Annotated in this window: 15 protein-coding genes and 3 pseudogenes; 6 read left to right on the top strand and 12 right to left on the bottom strand. The window is 52.1% G+C overall.

Annotated features, from left to right (window positions below; genetic code table 11):
• Nucleotides 1–8: 8 nt before the first annotated feature.
• The 3 genes and pseudogenes from HV243_RS25560 to HV243_RS12615 form a co-directional block, all read right to left on the bottom strand.
• A pseudogene (locus tag HV243_RS25560) lies at nucleotides 9–2,267 on the bottom strand (NtaA/DmoA family FMN-dependent monooxygenase).
• Between the two features lie 25 nt (nucleotides 2,268–2,292).
• The gene (locus HV243_RS12620; RefSeq protein WP_046275586.1) at nucleotides 2,293–3,414 is read right to left on the bottom strand and encodes an amidohydrolase; all 1,122 of its coding nucleotides are present in this window, start codon (nucleotides 3,412–3,414) and stop codon (nucleotides 2,293–2,295) included.
• The gene (locus HV243_RS12615; protein ID WP_131350800.1) at nucleotides 3,414–4,412 is read right to left on the bottom strand and encodes an MsnO8 family LLM class oxidoreductase; all 999 of its coding nucleotides are present in this window, start codon (nucleotides 4,410–4,412) and stop codon (nucleotides 3,414–3,416) included. Before HV243_RS12615 ends, HV243_RS12620 begins: the two co-directional genes overlap by 1 nt.
• A gap of 516 nt (nucleotides 4,413–4,928) precedes the next feature.
• Here HV243_RS12615 and HV243_RS12610 point away from each other — a divergent pair.
• On the top strand, nucleotides 4,929–6,470 hold the full coding sequence (locus HV243_RS12610; protein ID WP_053389793.1) for a PAS domain-containing methyl-accepting chemotaxis protein: 1,542 nt from the start codon (nucleotides 4,929–4,931) through the stop codon (nucleotides 6,468–6,470).
• 93 nt (nucleotides 6,471–6,563) lie between these two features.
• Here HV243_RS12610 and HV243_RS25555 read toward each other — a convergent pair.
• The 3 genes and pseudogenes from HV243_RS25555 to HV243_RS12595 form a co-directional block, all read right to left on the bottom strand.
• Nucleotides 6,564–6,796 (bottom strand): annotated as a pseudogene (locus HV243_RS25555) (hypothetical protein).
• A 29-nt stretch (nucleotides 6,797–6,825) separates the two neighbouring features.
• Nucleotides 6,826–7,305, bottom strand: a complete 480-nt coding sequence (tssD, locus tag HV243_RS12600; RefSeq protein ID WP_053389794.1) for a type VI secretion system tube protein TssD — start codon at nucleotides 7,303–7,305, stop codon at nucleotides 6,826–6,828.
• 239 nt (nucleotides 7,306–7,544) lie between these two features.
• Entirely contained in the window at nucleotides 7,545–8,237 is a 693-nt protein-coding gene (locus HV243_RS12595; RefSeq protein ID WP_131350804.1) for a hypothetical protein, read from the bottom strand.
• A gap of 69 nt (nucleotides 8,238–8,306) precedes the next feature.
• Between HV243_RS12595 and HV243_RS12590 the strand changes: the two are divergent.
• Nucleotides 8,307–8,940 (top strand): annotated as a pseudogene (locus HV243_RS12590) (Tn3 family transposase); the annotation flags it as partial.
• A 224-nt stretch (nucleotides 8,941–9,164) separates the two neighbouring features.
• Nucleotides 9,165–10,607 (top strand): L-asparagine permease, encoded by a 1,443-nt coding sequence (gene ansP, locus HV243_RS12585; RefSeq protein ID WP_047358134.1) that lies wholly within the window; start codon nucleotides 9,165–9,167, stop codon nucleotides 10,605–10,607.
• Between the two features lie 41 nt (nucleotides 10,608–10,648).
• On the opposite strand, the gene HV243_RS12580 is transcribed toward ansP, so the two are convergent.
• Together HV243_RS12580 and HV243_RS12575 are read right to left on the bottom strand one after the other, a co-directional pair.
• Nucleotides 10,649–10,870 carry a YgdI/YgdR family lipoprotein gene (locus HV243_RS12580; protein ID WP_003020157.1) on the bottom strand — a complete coding sequence of 74 codons (222 nt, stop codon included), beginning with the start codon at nucleotides 10,868–10,870 and terminating at the stop codon, nucleotides 10,649–10,651.
• Between the two features lie 136 nt (nucleotides 10,871–11,006).
• Entirely contained in the window at nucleotides 11,007–12,068 is a 1,062-nt protein-coding gene (locus tag HV243_RS12575; RefSeq protein WP_046275590.1) for a YncE family protein, read from the bottom strand.
• Nucleotides 12,069–12,328: 260 nt separating this feature from the next.
• Here HV243_RS12575 and pqqU point away from each other — a divergent pair, with 260 nt between their 5' ends.
• Nucleotides 12,329–14,449, top strand: a complete 2,121-nt coding sequence (pqqU, locus tag HV243_RS12570) for a TonB-dependent receptor PqqU (protein ID WP_053389777.1) — start codon at nucleotides 12,329–12,331, stop codon at nucleotides 14,447–14,449.
• A 30-nt stretch (nucleotides 14,450–14,479) separates the two neighbouring features.
• Here pqqU and HV243_RS12565 read toward each other — a convergent pair whose 3' ends face one another.
• Nucleotides 14,480–15,517 carry an NADP-dependent oxidoreductase gene (locus HV243_RS12565; RefSeq protein ID WP_016156570.1) on the bottom strand — a complete coding sequence of 346 codons (1,038 nt, stop codon included), beginning with the start codon at nucleotides 15,515–15,517 and terminating at the stop codon, nucleotides 14,480–14,482.
• A 58-nt stretch (nucleotides 15,518–15,575) separates the two neighbouring features.
• Nucleotides 15,576–16,151: an XRE family transcriptional regulator gene (locus HV243_RS12560; RefSeq protein WP_046275593.1), complete on the bottom strand. Its 576-nt coding sequence runs from the start codon at nucleotides 16,149–16,151 to the stop codon at nucleotides 15,576–15,578.
• A 37-nt stretch (nucleotides 16,152–16,188) separates the two neighbouring features.
• On the opposite strand from HV243_RS12560, the gene mddA reads away from it, so the two are divergent.
• On the top strand, nucleotides 16,189–16,707 hold the full coding sequence (gene mddA / locus HV243_RS12555) for an L-methionine sulfoximine/L-methionine sulfone acetyltransferase (protein WP_016156571.1): 519 nt from the start codon (nucleotides 16,189–16,191) through the stop codon (nucleotides 16,705–16,707).
• Nucleotides 16,704–17,153, top strand: coding sequence for a DMT family transporter (locus tag HV243_RS12550; protein ID WP_016156572.1), 450 nt, complete (start codon nucleotides 16,704–16,706; stop codon nucleotides 17,151–17,153). The genes mddA and HV243_RS12550 overlap by 4 nt, the downstream gene beginning before the upstream one ends.
• Before the next feature lie 66 nt (nucleotides 17,154–17,219).
• Here HV243_RS12550 and HV243_RS12545 read toward each other — a convergent pair whose 3' ends face one another.
• Together HV243_RS12545 and HV243_RS12540 are read right to left on the bottom strand one after the other, a co-directional pair.
• Nucleotides 17,220–17,453 carry a YdcY family protein gene (locus HV243_RS12545; RefSeq protein WP_016153143.1) on the bottom strand — a complete coding sequence of 78 codons (234 nt, stop codon included), beginning with the start codon at nucleotides 17,451–17,453 and terminating at the stop codon, nucleotides 17,220–17,222.
• Nucleotides 17,454–17,470: 17 nt separating this feature from the next.
• On the bottom strand, nucleotides 17,471–19,069 hold the full coding sequence (locus HV243_RS12540) for an ABC transporter substrate-binding protein (RefSeq protein ID WP_016156573.1): 1,599 nt from the start codon (nucleotides 19,067–19,069) through the stop codon (nucleotides 17,471–17,473).
• Nucleotides 19,070–19,121: the final 52 nt, after the last annotated feature.

Here is a 19,121-nt window from a genome sequence, read left to right as displayed (position 1 = left end):
TGACCTCCTTAGTCGCCTAAACCGGCCGGGTTGATTTCAGATTGCGGAATACGCTCCACCCCTTCTCCCCAGCGGTTCAGCACCTTGTCATAGTCGCCGTTGCCAATTACGCCGTTGAGGGCGGTTTGTACCGGCAGAACCAGACCGTTGTCCTTTTTCAGCGTCACAGCGATGTGTGCCGCTTTTGGCCAACCGCCATCAACGCTGCCCACCCGTTGCGTTTTTCCGTTGAGTGCAGCTTTCCACGCGCCGATAACGTTAGGACCGAAGTAAGCATCGGCACGGCCTGACTGCAGGGCCAGGGTTTGCGCGGCATCATCTTTGGTATACACCGGCGTAAACGGCTGCAACCCTTTCTTCACGTTCTCATCGTTCCAGGCGAGCAGGATGGCTTCCTGATTTGTCCCCGAACCGACGATGATGCGCAGACCGGCGATATCTTCCGCCTGCTCGATTTTCTTCAGCTTACTGCCGGTTTTGACATAGAAGCCAAGGGAGTCCTTACGATACGTCGCGAAATCGAATTTCTCTTTGCGGGCTTTGGTGACGGTAATATTGCTGATCGCGGCATCATATTTGCCGGACGTGACGCCCAGCGGCCAGTCTTCCCATGACGTGGGCACGACGTTGAGTTCCAGCCCCAGACTATCAGCCACCAGACGAGCGATGTCCGCCTCGCTGCCGATCAGTGTCTTATTGTCATCGGCAAAGACGGTCAGCGGCGGCTGGCTTAACCCGGCAATCGCCACGGTGAATTTACCCGGTACGGCCAGGTGCAGGTTCGCGGGCAACTGCGCAATCGCCTGCGGATTTTTTGCCGTATTGATTGGCGTTTTATTGGCTTCCAGGCTTACGCCCGTACCGTTAATAGTCACATCATTTGCCCAGACGTTAGCGCTGAAAGCCAGTGACAGCGCGAGGAAGACTGATTTTTTCTGCATAGCGTTTTTCTCTTATTGTGTGAATTGGTTTGCAGGTGTCGCGAGTCCCAGGCTTGCGCGCAGGGTCGTACCGGGATATTCATGGCGGAACAGGCCACGCGCCTGAAGCACGGGGACAACCTGTTCGACAAAACGTGGGAAGGTATCTGGCGTTCCCCCCTGGATGATAAAACCGTCTGCGGCTTTTTCGTCGAACCACTGCTGAAGACCATCGGCAACCTGTTGCGGCGTACCGCTGAAACGTGGGCGTGGACTGGCCGCTTCCAGAGCAACCTGGCGTAGTGTTAGGCCACGCTCACGCGCGTTGCGTTTGATCTCATCAGTCGTACTGCGAAAGCTGTTTTGTCCAAGGGAACCCAAATCCGGGAACGGTGCGTCCAGTGGATATTGGGCGAAATCATGATGTTCAAAATAGCGGCCCAGGTAGTTCAGCGCGTCGGTAATAGAGACCAGCGCTGCGGTAGTCTGATACTGCTGCTCAACATCCTCTGCGCTGTCGCCAACAATCACGCTGACGCCCTGGAATATATGCAGTTGTTCGGGATGTCGCCCGGCGTAGGCCAACTGGCTTTTTACATCCTGATAGAACTCTTTGGCCTCCGCCAGCGACTCCTGATGGGTAAAAATAGCATCGGCATGCTGCGCCGCTAATTTCTTACCATCCTGTGAAGCGCCCGCTTGAAATATAATTGGACGGCCTTGTGGCGTGCGCCCAATATTTAACGGCCCTGCGACCTGAAAATAATCTCCATGATGGTTAAGCGTGTGCAGTTTTTGCGGATTAAAAAATTCTCCGCTTGCCTTATTACGGGTAAAAGCATCATCTTCCCAGGAATCCCACAGTCCTTTCACCACCTGTAAATATTCATCGGCGATACGATAACGCAAGGCATGTTCTGGATGCTGGGCACGGGAATAGTTCTTTGCCGAACCCTCCAAAGGTGATGTGACCACGTTCCATCCGGCTCGCCCCTGGCTGAGATGATCAAGGCTGGCGAACTGCCGTGCGGTAGTAAACGGCTCGCTGTATGATGTGGATACCGTGCCAACCAATCCCAGATTCTGGGTAATGCTGGCCAAAGCAGATAATACCGTCAGCGGCTCAAAGCGATTTAAAAAGTGTGGGATTGATTTTTCATTAATATACAGACCATCGGCGACAAAAATAAAATCCAGCTTCCCTTTTTCCGCAATAAGCGCCGTCTCTTTGACAAAATCAAAATTAATACTGGCATCGGCCTGTGCCGCCGGATGACGCCATGCGGACATATTTCCCGCTGCGCCATGCAGAATAGTGCCGAGCCGTAGTTGCCGATTTTCAGCCATAATAACCCCTACCCAACAGGTAAACTTAAAGATGTGCGAATGCCGTTTTTGCTAGCTGTGCAAAGTAATGCGCGGCAGGTTCAATTAAACGTTCGTCCGGATTGAAGCCCGGGTGATGTAATCCGTATTCACTGGCGCTGCCAATACTGACAAATGCGCCAGGCGTATTTTGCAGATAGACAGCAAAATCCTCGCCGCCCATATGCAGGTCGGCATGATGGGTGGTGTAGCCTGATTGTTTCGCCACGGCGGTGGCGATATCGGCCCAACGTGCATCGTTTACCAACGCGGTCGGCCCCGCATGCCAGATAACGTCGATTTGTGCGCCAAAGGCGTGGGCAAAACCGGCGGCGATGTCATTAACCCGTGCTTTAACCTGCTGCTGCACCGAAGTCCGGTGCGTTCTGAGCGTCCCTTCCAGCTCAACGGATTCTGGCAACACATTCCATGTATTTCCTCCCTGAATACGGGTCACGCTAAGCACCACTGAATCCAGTGTGTTAACGTCGCGACTGGCAACGCTTTGCAACACCGTGACCAGTTGGCTGGCGAGCAGGATGGCATCTCTGCCTTCATGCGGACGCGCCGCATGTGCGCCCTTGCCATTAATACGCAGCACGAAGCGATCGACGTTGGCATAGAACGCACCGCCGCGTGTGGCAAATTCCCCCACCGGTAAACCTGGCTCATTGTGCATGCCAAAAATAGCCGCAACGTTGTGCAGCGCACCGGCGCGGATCAGCGTTTTTGCGCCACCGAAACTCTCTTCAGCGGGCTGAAACAAAATACGTACTCGACCCGGTAAGTGTGTTTCCTGTTGTTTAAGCAGCAGCGCGGCGCCCAGCATGACGCTGGTGTGGACGTCATGCCCGCAGGCATGCATCACTCCCGGAGTGAGGGAGCGAAACGGCACATCGGCGCTTTCTTCTATCGGTAGCGCATCGATATCCGCTCGCAGCGCGATGACATCTTCTCCCTGCCCGATTTCCGCGACCAGACCGGTTTTCAGGTCGAACGGCAAAATCTCGACGTCCGCTGCGTGCAGCCAGGCGTGAATGCGCGCCGTCGTTGCTGCCTCTTGCAGGGAAAGTTCCGGGTGCTGGTGTAATTCACGACGCCAGTTGATAAGCGTTGAGGCCAGAGTCATCAGAGCACCTCCACGGCGTTATGGGCTTGCGCCAACAACCGCAGCGATGTCAGACGCGCGTGACCTTCCGCCACTGGCGTGTCGATAATGAACTCCTCAATGCCAAATTGCGTATGCAGGGCATTCAGCTTCACCATCACCTCCTGAGCCGTGCCGTGTAACAACGCCTGCTCACGACGCGCGATTTTGCGTGGCAGACTGCCGGCCTGCGCGGCGAATGCCAGCGCCTGCTCTTCACTGGCTACCGTGACACGTTGACCATTCTCCAGCTCCACGCCCCAGATTTGCACGTTTTCCGCAAGCTGCGCGGCGGTATCGTTACTGTCAGCCACAATCACCTGGACGGCAACTATCGTCGGACGTGCGCTGTGGGTCTGCCAGAAGGACAAAACGTCACGCAATAACGCGCGGTCACCGTTGAGGTGTGCCGCGAAGATAAAATGCCAATTGAATTGCGCTGCTAACTGTGCGCTTTGCACACTGGCTCCCAGGACAAATCCTTCCGGCGGTATCGGTGGGATTGGCGTCGGAAATACCGTTTCCCCGCTTTCCGTGCCGCTCAGCGTCAGCCAGTCGTTAAGCTGGGAAAGTTGGTCGGCAAAACTGCCTTTTTCATCCTGATGCACTCCTTGCTGTAGTGCCTGAGTCGACAGTGGTAAGCCGCCAGGGGCTTTCCCTACGCCGAGATCGACACGCCCGGGTGCCAGCGAGGCCAGAAGATTGAAGTTTTCCGCCACTTTGTACGGGCTGTAATGTTGCAGCATCACGCCACCGGAGCCAACGCGAATACGCTGGGTTTGCCCTAGGATCCAGGCAATCACCAGCTCCGGTGATGGGCTGGCCAGCTGTGGCGTATTATGGTGTTCCGCGATCCAGAAACGATGGTATCCCCACTCTTCTGCCCGCTGCGCCAGACGTAACGTCCGGGCAAGCGCCATCGCGGCGGTTTCACCTTCCCCGAGGGGGCTTTTATCCAGAATACTCAGGCGATATGACATGTTACGGGCCTATGCTTGTTAACATGTCATTATTATTAAATTATCAGATAACCATGCAGAAACATTTAATTCACATTTGCTCAGCTAAAAAGTAGATAACCAGCCCTGACGCTGTCAGGGTTAAAATTCGGATCGCCTTGTACTGGTCGGAACACGAAACTGAAAACACGCGGAATGTATGGCCTACAAAATATAATAGGGTCGTTGGTCTCACGGGAATAACATCCAAATCATTTCATGCCAGTTTTCTTTTTGCGAAAACGTTTTTTAACGCGATTTACGTTAAGTCAGGTTAAATGACTTAAAACGTTATGCGGTTGTATAAAATGTTTCAATTTTATGACCCTGAATGAATATTCCACAGAGATTTTTTAATTTAAATACTTCCACAGAAATGATGATTAGTAGAGAATGCAGCGTTTCTTATTAAAACGGTTTAAAACGGCTTTTTAATATTCCTCCCGATTTTATTGCGGGAATTTTTGTATGGATTATACATATCATTATGGGGCCTCTATGAAAAGTAACATGCCCGTTACACAAATTGAGCACGCACTTAACGACAAAGCGACGCTGCTTTCAACGACGGATAAAGAAAGTCATATTACCTACGCTAACTCTGCTTTTATCGATGCCAGCGGATTTAACGAAGATCAATTAATGGGCGAAGCGCATAATATTATTCGCCATCCTGACATGCCTCCCGCTGCATTCGCCGATATGTGGTACACGCTACAGCAGGGAGACAGCTGGACGGGTATGGTGAAAAACCGCCGCCAAAATGGTGACCATTACTGGGTTCGCGCCAACGTTACGCCGGTCTGGCACAATGAAAAACTCACCGGTTACATCTCAGTGCGTACCGTTCCTTCGCGTGATGAAATAACTCACAGCGAAAGTTTATACCAAAAAATGAATAGTCAGCAGTTTAAAGGCTTTCGACTTTTTAAAGGGATTATCATTCGTCGCGGCTTATTGGCATGGACCTCCATGTTTAAATGGCTGAATATCAGCCAGCGCGTCAATTATTCTTTAGGGGTGACGGCCCTGCTCGCTTTGTTATTTATCTTCGCCCCGTTTAATCCATTTATTCAGTCGGGTGGCTTGCTGGTGTTATTTCTGGCACTGGCTATTTACCTTAAGTATCAAATTTGTCAGCCAGTTAATACGCTCCTGACGCAAATGAAGAAAGTGGTGTCCGGACGTAAACCTGATAACTGTCATTTAAATCGGGTGGATGAGATCGGAATGCTAATGCGACTGGTTAATCAGTCCGGGCTTAATCTGAATTCTCTGGTCGATGACGTCAGTACGCAAATTTCCGGTATTCGCGCTATCAGTCAGCGGGTGTCAAAAGAAGGTACGGCGCTGCATCAGCGTTCAGAAGAAACCTCTGCCGACCTGCAACAAACCGCTGCGGCCATTGAAGAAATTGGTAGCGCGGTACAACAAACCGCTGAGACGGCGGCACATACCATGACCATGGCCGATAAAACCAGCGCCAACGCTGCAGAAGGCGGCGATATCATGAAACAAACTATCGCCATGATGCAGGCGATATCGCGTGACAACGGGCAGATCGTTGACATCATTGGCGTGATCGACAGCATTGCCTTTCAGACCAATATTCTGGCGCTTAATGCCGCGGTTGAGGCCGCGCGAGCCGGGGAATCCGGGCGTGGCTTCGCCGTTGTCGCGGCAGAAGTCCGCAATCTGGCCCAACACTCGGCGTCTGCGGCAAAAGAGATCAAACAGCTTATTGAGAAGAACGTCGCCAATGTTAATAGCGGCGTCAAAATGGTGGAGCAAACGGAAACGCATCTCACCGGGATGATTGGGGATGTACTGCAGATGTCGATGATGATCAAAGACATTAGTCTGGCCACGCGTGAGCAAACCCAGGCTTTGGATCTGATTAACGATTCAATTTCACGCGTTGGCACCATGACACACAATAATGCCGAGATGGTGGAGCGCGTCACCGACGCCACCGCCGATCTGACCCAGCGTTCATCACGCTTACAGCAGGCCGTTCAGGTCTTTGGCGTATCGGCATAACGTTACGGCGCTTATTGGGTGAATGTCTCGATAAGCGCACTCCTCTACATGGGGCTCTACGCCGGAACCGCCGAAATTTCCGGTCCGTTGCTTTTAGTGATCTTTCGGTACCTCAATGACTCCATCAGCAATGCCCCGAGCCAGCCTTTCCATCCATTTTGCAAAGCGAAATATCTAGGGTATTGCAGGCATCTGGACTTTTGAAGCGCTGTCCATCCCCCGTTTAAAGGCATCCATATAGTCATAACAGCCCGCAATAATTGAGCATCATCATTATCATGAACTATCTTCGCCAACTGCCGTTGTTCAGAAGTTAAGTCGACCATTTTCTTTCCTCCTTTGGTGCCCCTCGTCATCAGGCACAACAACGATCGTTCCATGAGTCTCGATAGATAATATTACCCTCCGTATACTTCCAGGTAATCGCCTCATAACGCAACTCGAGCGTTTCAAGGTGAGTACTACTCATACCGTTAGGTGACAGGTATGGCGCAACCGTTGTGAACTTGACGTTTTCCAGAATGATATTGAAATACTCCGCCTCGATGCCCGATTCCAGGATACGGTACATCTTGATTGTCGCCTTCTTCATGGTTCGGCCTTCACAGACAGCGCGGTACAGGAGCGGTGTTGTCTGATCAAATTCCTTCACTATCGTGATCGGGCTATGAACGCGCGTCCCTGTAAGTTTGCCCCAATTGGGGTCTACTGGAATGGTTACGCCGTGCGAAAATGATTTTAATTCGATGGAACCCAAACGCAGGGGCATTAAACAACTGCCAACAATCGGCGCTCCATTTTCATCTTCAAGCCATAAATGAGCGGGAGTAGACATATAATTTCCTTATCAGTGATGATTTAAGTAACTGTGATATTAACGCTGTCACCATTTACAGTAACGCGTGAAAATAACAATCATAACTATGGCGAATACGCCTGTAGGCCAGACAGGGCTGTCAGGGAAAAAATATCCCTGGAGCAATGCGAAAATAATCGTAAAAATGACAGGTCCGTACAGCGATGATAAAAACCTGAGCTGCCACAGTAGAAATTTCTTTAGTGATCGAATCATGGTTATCTGATCATCCGGGTGATGATATGTGCTATACCGGAATCAGATGACCATTGCGCTTCAATTGCGCCCGCGCGCTCAAATACCGGTTCAATCAGGAAATACATCATATCCAGTTGTTGCATGTAAAGTGCAGAGTAATAAGCTGGATACTGGACGTGTAGACGACGAGCACTATCCGCCGCTTTCTGAACCAAGCCGTACGTGGCCACAACCCCCGCAGTCGTACCCGCTGCACGTCCCGTAAGAGCACTGAGTTGCATACTTAGATGCAATCCGATACGGACGCTGGTAGCGACCGCTAAAGCGTACCCCGCACCGGTAAGGGTGCTGGACGCGATATGAACATTTACAGCCATAAGTGCTTTTTTAATATGCTCTAATTGGGCATTAGTTTTGTATTTGAATACTTCTTCAAAGTAGACACGAAGCATTTCATAGACAACGTCACCATGCTGGATAATGCGAATAACAGCATTCCTGAAGCGCAGATCCTCCGTTTTTTGCTGCTGGCAAATATCATTATATTCATCGGTAAAGCAGGACGTGTAATACAGCAGACGGGTAGCGCCCTTTCCCAAGGTTTCAACTTGATTTGTAACCTGCTGACCGACGGCAGAAACTGCATGATCGAGCTTTAATGCAAGGATCCTGTTAGCCTGTAGATAACTGATGACTTCATTGTTGTTGTACATAACCGCTCCATGCTAATTTCATTACATCCAGTTTTTCATTACTTTTCTCGGGAAAGCGTCCGATAAAAGGATTCGTCAGCACATAAAAAATGCCTGATCCAGCCTGCGGGCACATTGTTCTGGACCTTATCACACGCGAAAAAAGCAATCTTGATCGCATCGTCGCCACGCCTGGGCTGAAGGAAATGACGTAGGGAACGCTGATCCGCAAGTTATGTACATATACAACGGCCAACCCGACAAGACAGGCGATATTTGAATACGATCGGCTGGTTCGCAGTATTTACACGCTGAAGTATCTGCGTGACCCGAAGTTGGAACGCAATATCCGTCGCTCCCAGAATCGCGTTTAATCTTATCACCAGTTACGTGCATCAGTCGCCAAAGTCGGCGGTAAGAAAGAGTTAACAGGGAAAAATGATACTGAAACGGACATCAGTACCCAGTGTGGGCGATTGATCTCCAATGCGATCATTTATTACAACTCCGTGTTCCTGTCACGTTTGCTGGAGAGACTGGAAGCCGAAGATAATACCAAAGGCGTCGAGGCGCTGACCCGGATATCACAGATGGCCTGCAGCACATTTTACTGAACGGGCATTACACCCTCCAGAGCAGCAATGAACTTATCGATCTGGATACTCTTGTTGCCGGACTTAAACTGGGTTTCGGCGGTTCCGGCGTAGAACCTCTACAGGTATAAACGCCCTTCTCCTTTATTGGCTGAATCGAGGCCACACCGCGCCAGTACCGGCTGCATAAAAATGCTGAATTCTTGTTACCGGGGCTTTGCGGAACCAATCAATTGAATGTAGGATGCTCGGCCGGCAGTTTTCCCCCGTAACACAATGAAGGGTAAGGCTGTTTTCGCCGCAGCAGGTGCGGCAAAAAGGATGTTGTATTTTTGTCAGGTCAACAGGAATCGTAATGAACACAAACAACACGCAAGCCGCGGAACAACATGCGGCGAAACGACGCTGGTTGAATGCTCACGAAGAGGGGTATCACAAAGCGATGGGCAATCGACAGGTACAAATGATCGCCATTGGCGGCGCAATTGGTACCGGGTTGTTTTTAGGGGCAGGCGCACGCCTGCAGATGGCTGGCCCGGCTTTGGCGCTGGTCTATCTGGTATGCGGTATTTTTTCGTTCTTTATACTGCGCGCGCTCGGCGAACTGGTTTTACATCGCCCTTCCAGCGGTAGCTTCGTTTCCTACGCCCGTGAATTTTTAGGTGAGAAAGCCGCCTATGTGGCTGGCTGGATGTACTTCATCAACTGGGCGATGACCGGCATTGTCGATATCACCGCGGTGGCGTTGTATATGCACTACTGGGGCGCATTTGGCGACGTGCCGCAGTGGGTGTTTGCCCTCGGCGCGCTGGCTATTGTCGGTACCATGAACATGATCGGCGTGAAGTGGTTCGCGGAGATGGAGTTTTGGTTTGCGCTGGTTAAGGTACTGGCAATTGTGATCTTCCTGGTGGTGGGTACCGTTTTTTTAGGTACCGGAAAGCCGCTGGATGGTAACGCCACGGGTTTTCACCTGATTACCGACAACGGCGGCTTCTTCCCGCATGGCCTGCTGCCTGCGCTGGTACTGGTACAGGGTGTTGTTTTCGCCTTTGCCTCTATTGAACTGGTGGGTACCGCCGCCGGTGAGTGCAAAGATCCGCAAACGATGGTGCCAAAAGCAATCAATAGCGTTATCTGGCGTATTGGTCTGTTCTATGTGGGTTCTGTCGTGCTGCTGGTTCTGCTACTGCCCTGGAACGCCTATCAGGCGGGGCAAAGCCCGTTTGTTACCTTCTTTTCCAAACTGGGCGTGCCGTACATTGGCAGTATCATGAATATTGTGGTGCTCACCGCGGCGCTTTCCAGCCTTAACTCAGGGTTGTACTGCACCGGGCGTATTTTACGCTCCATGTCGATGGGCGGTTCGGCACCGAAATTCATGGCTAAAATGAGCCGTCAACAGGTGCCCTGGGCCGGGATCCTCGCCACGCTGGTCGTGTATGTCGTCGGGGTATTCCTGAACTATCTGGTGCCGTCACAGGTGTTTGAGATCGTGTTGAACTTCGCGTCATTGGGCATTATTGCGTCGTGGGGATTTATCATGGTCTGTCAGATGCGTCTGCGCCGGGCCATAAAAGAAGGTAAAACGGCAGACGTCAGCTTTAAACTGCCGGGCGCACCGTTTACCTCGTGGTTAACGCTGCTGTTCCTGGTGAGCGTACTGGTATTGATGGCGTTTGACTATCCAAACGGCACCTATACCATCGCGTCATTACCGCTGATTGCCATCCTGCTGGTCGCGGGCTGGTTCGGCGTGCGTAAACGCGTTGCAGAGATCCACCGCACCGCGCCATAACGGCAGAAGGCCTGACAGGTTAATCCTTCAGGCCTTCTTTTTTAGTTCGCTTCAATCAACTGCGCTACGTCGTTGCTGTTAATTTCCCGCGCATTCCCATCCTGATCGGTATAACTGGTCATTCCCGTGTCTTTATCCAGTTTTGGCTTACCCTGGGTGGTGATGGTTTGTCCGCTTTTGGTCGTCATGACGTAATCGGTGGTGCATCCTGCCAATGTAAACAGCATTACGCCTGCACAAAGACAGATAAATGGCTTTTTCATGGTATTCCCGTGTTATTCAGTTAGCCGTTGAGGGCGTAGTGTAAGTCCCTGAAGTAGGTCAGGCTACTGGCGGGGTGTAACGAGGCGTATCGGGGGATTTAGAGAAGTGACAGGAGGGGTTTCCCCCTCCGGTTAATTACAGCGCAATACGAATAACATCGTCCGGCTGGGTGGCTTCCTGCTCGCGGGTGGACTTCTGTTTCACGCTCACGTACAGGGTTTTACCGTCGGCGGAGAGCGCCAGGCTATTCGGGAATGTTGGGGTCTCGAACGTTTTAACGACTTTATAGCTTTTCGCGTCGATCACGCTCACTTTGCCGGCCTGACGATGGGTCACGTAGGCCTCGTTACGCGCCGGGTTAAACAGCACGGCCAGGGATTCCGGCGCGGCGACTTTTGCCAGGACGTTGCCATTACGGGTGTCGATTACCAGCACTTCCGCCGCTTTAGAGTCGGTGACAAAGGCGCGGTTGCCCGCCGTGTCCAGGCTCAGGTTGATGAAGAAATGCTCTTTTCCATCATCCAGCAGCTTTTTACGGCTGAGAATTTTGTTGGTGGTGGTATCGATGGTGATGAATTCACCGTCCGCATTGGCGGTGTACAGGCGTTTAGCCTTGCTGTCGACAGCCAGAGCGGTGCTCATTTTGCCGGTATTTTGAATGGTGTCCTTCAATGTAATGGCATCACCGTCCACCACCCAAATCACGCTCTCTTTACCAATACCGCTAATGTATACCGTGTTGGTGGCGTCATCGGCGACCAGCTCACGCGGCTGCAGTGGGCGAACGTCTTCAGAACGCTTACGCGCATCCAGCACCAGACGTCCTTTCACCGCGCCCGTTTTAGCATCCATTGCCGTCACCGCGCTGTTTACCGTGTTGCCGAACCACAGCGTTTGCGTGGCGTTGTTGATGGTGGCGCCAAACGGTTTGAGATCGTTATGAATAACCTGAGTCACTTCGAGGGTGACCGGGTCAAGACGGTAAACCACCCCGCCGGTATCCAGTTTGCGGCTCTGCGAAGTCGCCAGCCACAGCGCGTTCTCTTGCTGACTGTATGCCATTTCATAGGCGCCTTTGCCCACGGCTTTGCGCAGCAGTTCTTCTGCAGCCTGCGTAGTAAAAGATGATGCAACGAGCAGTGAACCTAACAGTAAAGAACCACGCAGACGCGGCGAAAACAGATGACGTAAAGACATGACGACTCCCTTTGATAAATTCGTTTGTTACTGCTTCACATAGCTTCAATGAGCAAAATCATGGTTTTGCCTTTTTTAAGAATGAGAATAGTAATCATTATTCATCTCAAAGTGGAGCACTTCTTCACATATTGACTACAATCGTTGTCATTGCCCGAAAAATTAGCGCAATTCAGCAGCGCTGAAATTCATCTTTTATAAAAAAATTCACGCGCTTATCGCTGGTGTTACGGCGTAAGCATCATTAACTGGCCTTGTTCATGACGATTTTTGCATCCCGCTACACTGCACTTCCTGTTTCTTTACTGCCTGTCTTCCTCTCGCCTTATGCCGTGGCAGAAAGTGAGATATACGATCAAACGCTGATCGTTAGCGCGACACCACAGTCCGTTTCTGAACTGGACACCCCTGCCGCCGTCAGCGTCGTTGACGGAGAAGATATGCGTCTGGCAACGCCGCGAATTAACCTGTCTGAATCCCTGACCAGCGTCCCTGGGCTGCAGGTGCAAAATCGGCAGAACTACGCCCAGGATCTCCAGTTGTCGATTCGCGGATTTGGTTCGCGAACCACTTATGGCATCCGCGGCATTCGTTTGTATGTCGACGGGATCCCGGCAACCATGCCGGATGGGCAGGGTCAAACATCCAATATTGATATCAGCAGCGTACAAAATATTGAGGTTTTACGCGGCCCCTTCTCTGCTCTGTATGGCAATGCGTCTGGTGGAGTGATGAATGTCAGCACTGAAACGGGACATGAGCCGCCAACCATTGAAGCCAGCAGTTATTACGGCAGTTTTGGCAGTTGGCGCTACGGGTTAAAAGCAACGGGCGCACTGGGCGATGGCACACAGCGAGGGGATGTGGATTACACCATTTCAACAACCCGGTTTACCACCCATGGTTATCGCGATCGCAGCAGCGCACAAAAAAATCTGGCCAATGCCAAACTGGGCGTGCGCATGGACGATACGAGCAAACTAACCCTGATTTTCAATAGTGTAGAGAGTAAAGCTGATGATCCTGGTGGTCTTACCGAGTCGGAGTGGCAGGCCAATCCGCAGCAATCTCCCCGCGCTGAGCAATACAACACGCGAAAAACCATCAAGCAGACCCAGGCGGGGTTGCGCTATGAACGCCAGCTTAGCGCGAAGGATGATATCAGCATCATGACTTATGCGGGCGAGCGTGAAACCACTCAGTATCAGTCAATCCCGATGGCCCCGCAGTTAAAACCCTCTCATGCCGGAGGCGTTATTACCCTGCAACGTCATTATCAGGGGATAGACAACCGCTGGACTCACCGTGGCGAGCTGGGTATACCCGTGACCTTCACCACCGGTCTGAATTACGAAAACATGAGCGAAAACCGTAAAGGCTACAACAACTTTCGCCTTGATGATGGCGTGCCAGAATATGGTCAGAAAGGCGACTTACGACGTAACGAACGTAACCTGATGTGGAATGTCGATCCCTATCTGCAAACCCAGTGGCAATTAACGCAGAAACTCTCGCTGGATGCCGGGGTTCGCTACAGTTCGGTGTGGTTTGATTCTAACGATCGCTATATTACGCCTGGTAACGGAGATGACAGCGGTGACGCCAGCTATCACCAGTGGTTACCTGCTGGATCGTTAAAATACACCATCACCGATACCTGGAACGTCTACCTGGCCGCGGGACGTGGGTTCGAAACGCCCACCATCAACGAGTTGTCTTACCGCTCCGACGGCCAAAGTGGGATGAATTTTGACCTACAGCCTTCCACAAACGATACCGTGGAAATCGGCAGTAAAACGCGTATCGGCGATGGGCTGTTTACCGCAGCGCTATTCCAGACCGATACCGATGACGAGATCGTGGTTGACAGCAGTAGCGGCGGGCGGACAACCTACAAAAACGCTGGAAAAACCCGCCGTCAGGGAGGTGAGTTATCCTGGGACCAACGCTTTGCCGCAAGCTGGCGCGTAAAAGCTGCATGGACCTGGCTGGATGCGACCTACCGCAGCAACGTCTGTGGCGATCAAAACTGCAACGGCAACCGCCTGCCTGGCATTGCGCAAAACATGGGATTTGCTTCGCTGGGCTACGTGCCTGATGAAGGTTGGTATGCGGGAACTGATGTTCGTTATATGAGCAACATTATGGCCAATGATGAAAATACGGCGCAAGCCCCGTCCTATACCGTAGTGGGTTTAAATACCGGCTATAAATTTTATTACCGCAGTCTGATGATCGACCTGTTCGGTCGGGTGGATAATCTGTTTGATAAGTCCTACGTCGGTTCGGTGATAGTGAATGAGGCAAATGGTCGATATTACGAACCGGCGCCAGGACGAAACTATGGCGTAGGGATTAATCTGGCCTGGCGTTTTGAGTAACACTGGCGGGAATGACTCCCGCCATCCGTTTTACGCATCGTCTGCAAGACGAATCACCACTTTACCGAAGTTTTTGCCGGTCAGCAGGCCGATAAAGGTCTGCGGCGCATTTTCCAGACCGTCGGTGATTTGCTCGCGGTAATGGATTTTGCCCTCTTTAACCCAGCGCCCCATCTCCCGCTGAAACTCCTGAATGCGGTGACCATAATCCTGACCAATGATAAAGCCCTGCATCCGGATTCGCTTTTTCAGCAGCGTTGCCATCAGCAAAGGTAATCTATCGGGTCCGCCTGGAAGCGATGTGGCGTTGTAACCGCTGACCAGTCCGCACAGCGGAATGCGCGCAGAGGTATTGAGCAATGGCAGAACGGCGTCAAATACCTTACCGCCGACGTTTTCGTAGTAAATATCGATCCCCTGCGGACAGGCTTTTGCCAGCTGTTGCGCAAAATCTTGTGCATGATGATCGAGGCAGACATCAAAGCCTAAAACCTCGGTGGCATGTCGGCATTTTTCTGCCCCGCCAGCAACCCCGATCACCCGGCAGCCTTTGAGCTTACCAATCTGCCCTACCGTTGCGCCAACCGGGCCGGTGGCGGCGGCCACAACCAGCGTTTCCCCTGCTTTTGGCTGACCAATATCCAGCAGCCCCATATAAGCAGTAAACCCTGGCATCCCCATCACTCCCAGCGCCCAGGAGGGATGTTCGGGATTATCGCCAAGTTTCACCAGCCCGTTACCGTCGGAGATGTCATAGTCCTGCCAGCCGCTGTAGCTCAGCACCCACTCGCCTGGCTGGTAATCAGGATGGTTGGAGGACACCACGCGACTCACGGTCCCGCCAACCATCACGCCGCCAATCTCTACCGGCGGGGAGTAAGACGGCTCATCGCTCATGCGTCCACGCATGTAGGGATCGAGGGAAAGAAAAATGGTGCGCAGTAAAACCTGGCCTTCACCCGGCGTTGCCACCTCATCGTCTTCAAGACGGAAGTTTTCCGGGACCGGCGCGCCATGCGGGCGGGAAGCCAGTACCCAGCGGCGATTGCGATTAGTCTGTTGACCCATGATGTGCTCCTCTGCTTTTGGCATGATTCCATCAATAGTAGCAGCCTGTGTCCGCCAGTTAGCTGACGACATGATTTAACCGCACAACCAGGTAAACGCAGGGGTGTGCGGTTTCATTGATAAACCGACAATCATTCGGCGGACCAAGCTCCAGGCAATCGCCAGCCCGCATTTCATGACGCACGTCCCCTTCCACAAAGACCAATTCCCCCTGCTGTAGCCAGATAAGTTGTCTTGCCTGCACGTAGGAAGAGGCTGGCATCGGGATGTCGCTTCCGGCAGGCAATTCTATCTGCACCAGATCAATAGGCAGATCGCTGCGCGGTGAAACGTGGCGGCGCAGATAGTGGCTTTGCGGGTCGTGCCAGACAGGCTGATCAGCGAAGCGCAGCAGCTTGCCCTCCTGCATTTCGGCCCGCGCCATCAGCATAGACATGCTGATACCAAAGGCACCGGAGAGCCTGCCCAGCAGCGTGGCCGTTGGGCTGCTCTCACCGCGCTCTATTTTATGGATCATCGCCCGCGACACGCCTGCGCGTTCAGCGAGTTCCGTCAGAGACCAGCCGCGAGACTCCCGCTCAATGCGAATTCTTGCACCGATCCGTTGATTTATGCTGTCTTCAATAGTATTCATATTGTAATACTATAGTGAACAACCCCTGAGGTTCAACATGTCCATTCGATTTGCCAGCAAAGAAGACTGTGCCGCCATTGCAGAAATCTACAACCACGCGGTACTGCATACGGCGGCTATCTGGAACGATCAAACGGTCGATGCCGAAAACCGTATCTCATGGTATCAAGCCCGCCAGTTGATGGGCTATCCGGTGCTGGTGAGTGAAGAGAATGGCGTAATTACAGGGTACGCCTCCTTTGGCGACTGGCGTAACTTTGATGGATTCCGTCATACCGTTGAACATTCGGTATATGTCCATCCTGCTCATCAGGGTAAAGGCCTGGGACGAGCGCTGCTCAGCAGACTGATAGAAGAAGCCCGCGCGTGCGGCAAGCATGTGATGGTTGCGGGCATTGAGTCTCAGAATCAGGCGTCGCTGCATCTGCACAGCACGCTGGGTTTTAAAACCACCGCGCAAATGCCACAGGTTGGCACTAAATTTGGGCGCTGGCTGGATCTGACTTTTATGCAGTTGCAGTTAGACGATCGCCGCGAACCGGATGCCAGCAGATGAACCAGACGCTAACCCTCTCCTTTCTGATTGCCGCAGGTATTGGTCTGGTGGTGCAAAATACCTTGATGGTACGCATCACGCAGACGTCCTCGACGATCCTCATCGCCATGTTACTTAACTCGCTGGTCGGGATCGTGCTGTTTGTCAGCATACTGTGGTTTAAGCAAGGTATGGCGGGGTTTGGGGAACTGGTTTCCAGCGTGCGCTGGTGGACGCTAATCCCTGGCTTGCTGGGATCGTTCTTTGTTTTTGCCAGCATCAGTGGATACCAAAATGTGGGCGCTGCAACCACTATCGCGGTGCTGGTGGCCAGCCAGTTAATCGGCGGACTGGTGCTGGATATTCTGCGCAGTCATGGCGTGCCGCTGCGGGCGTTGGTGGGGCCGGTCTGCGGCGCGGTGCTGCTGGTCGTTGGGGCCTGGCTGGTGGCGAGACGTTCGTTTTAATTGCGCTTATCCGGCCTGAACATGCAGGCCGGATAAGGTGTTACTTCGCCATCTGGCCACAACGAATTAAAGGATTGTGCCGCCTTTGGTCAACTGTTCGCGACGGGTTTCCATATCCTCTTTATGCTGACGGCCATGATGTGCGATAGCCGTACGCAAACGCTGTTGTTGGGTGTAACGTTCTTCCCGGCTCAGCACGACATCATCGCTGAGTTCAATCAGCAATTCATTCATATGCGTAATGACGCTCTCTTCAATGGCGGCATCAACACGTGCGCTGACCTCATCCAGATGCGACATAACCTCTCCTTAACTCATTAATTTAATTTTGCTTTTGAAAAATCGCTGCCCATCAGGCTAACGCTGTATCCGCTGACGTTGCTGCGCGTCGCGTAAAACGTTTTCCCGTTTGCCAACGCAATCCACGGAGCCTGCTGGTAGAAAATTTCTTGCGACTGCTGGTAAAGCGCGGCGCGTTCTTCCGGTTTACTCACCAGTTTCGCCTTTTGAACCAGCGAATTATACTCTTTATCGCACCAGCGCGCGGCGTTAGATCCGGTTTTAATGCTGTCACAGCCCAGCAGTACATCGGCGAAGTTGTCCGGATCGCCGTTGTCTGACATCCAACCGAACAACGCGGTGTCATGCTCACCTTTACGCATTCCGGAGAGATATTCGCCCCACTCGTACGACACAATTTTCGCCTTCACGCCAACCTTCGCCCAGTCGCTTTGGATCATCTCGGCAATCCGTCGGGAGTTCGGGTTGTATGGGCGCTGAACCGGCATTGACCACAGCGTCGCTTCAAAGCCGTTTTCCAGTCCCGCCTGTTTCAGCAGATCTTTCGCTTTTTGCGGGTCATAAGCGTAATCCTGCAGATCTTTATTGAACCCCAACATATTCGGCGGAATTGGCGATTTTGCCACCGTACCGGAACCTAAAAAGACGGCGTTAATAATGGCCTTTTTGTCTGTCGCGTAGTTAAGCGCCTGACGCACCAGCACGTTATCAAACGGTTTTTTCTCGGTATTAAACGCCAGATAGCCGACGTTCAGCGCTTCAACCGAATGCAGCGTCAAATCTTTATTCTTCTTAATCTCGTCAAACTGTACGGGCGCAGGTGCCGGAATTATCTGGCATTCATTGGTTTGCAGTTTCGCCAATCGGGTCTGAACGTTTGGCGTGATTGAGAAGATCAGGTGCTTCGTGGGGACGGCGCCGTCCCAGTAGTTCGGGTTGGCGAGATAGCGGATTTGCGAATCCTGCTTGTACTGCTGCAACACGTATGGCCCGGTGCCAATTGGCCAGTTATCGACGTTTTCCGGAGTGCCTTTTTTCAGCATCACGTCGGCATATTCTGCAGAGAGGATGGAGGCAAAATCCATTCCCCAGTCGGCAAGAAACGCGGCGTTAGGTTCATTAAGGATAAACTGAACGTGATAATCATCGACCTTCTTCACTTCTTTAATCAGTTTATCCAGACCGACATCGTTGAAGTATTCGTAGCTTCCCTGAGAAATTTTGTGGTACGGATGATCGGCATCTTTCTGTCGTAATACCGAGAAAACCACGTCATCAGCGTTGAAGTCGCGGGTTGGTTTGAAGAATTTATTACTGTTGAATTTCACGCCCTGACGCAGGGTAAAAGTGTAGGTCTTACCGTCCGGCGAAATCGTCCAGTCCGTTGCCAGAGACGGAACTGGCGTATTTTTTACCGGATCAAAATTGATGAGTCGGTTGTAGAGCACCTGTGAGCTGGCCACAAACGATGGACCGGAACTGGCGATTTGCGGGTTAAATGACTCTGGCGACGCTTCTGAGCAGTAAATGAGAGTGTCAGTATTGGCCGCGAACGCCGCGCCTGATGGTAAGACGGCGCTGAGCGCCAGCGCGAGTAACGTTTTCCTTGCAATCATGGTTATAAGCCTTCTTATTTTATTATTAACCGGGATATCAGAGCATAGCTGA

The organism is Citrobacter sp. RHBSTW-00599 (assembly GCF_013784065.1).
In the GTDB taxonomy this organism is placed as follows: domain Bacteria; phylum Pseudomonadota; class Gammaproteobacteria; order Enterobacterales; family Enterobacteriaceae; genus Citrobacter; species Citrobacter braakii.
The sequence above is the reverse complement of the archived record's forward strand: the minus strand, read 5'-3'. Positions and strand labels throughout refer to the sequence as shown.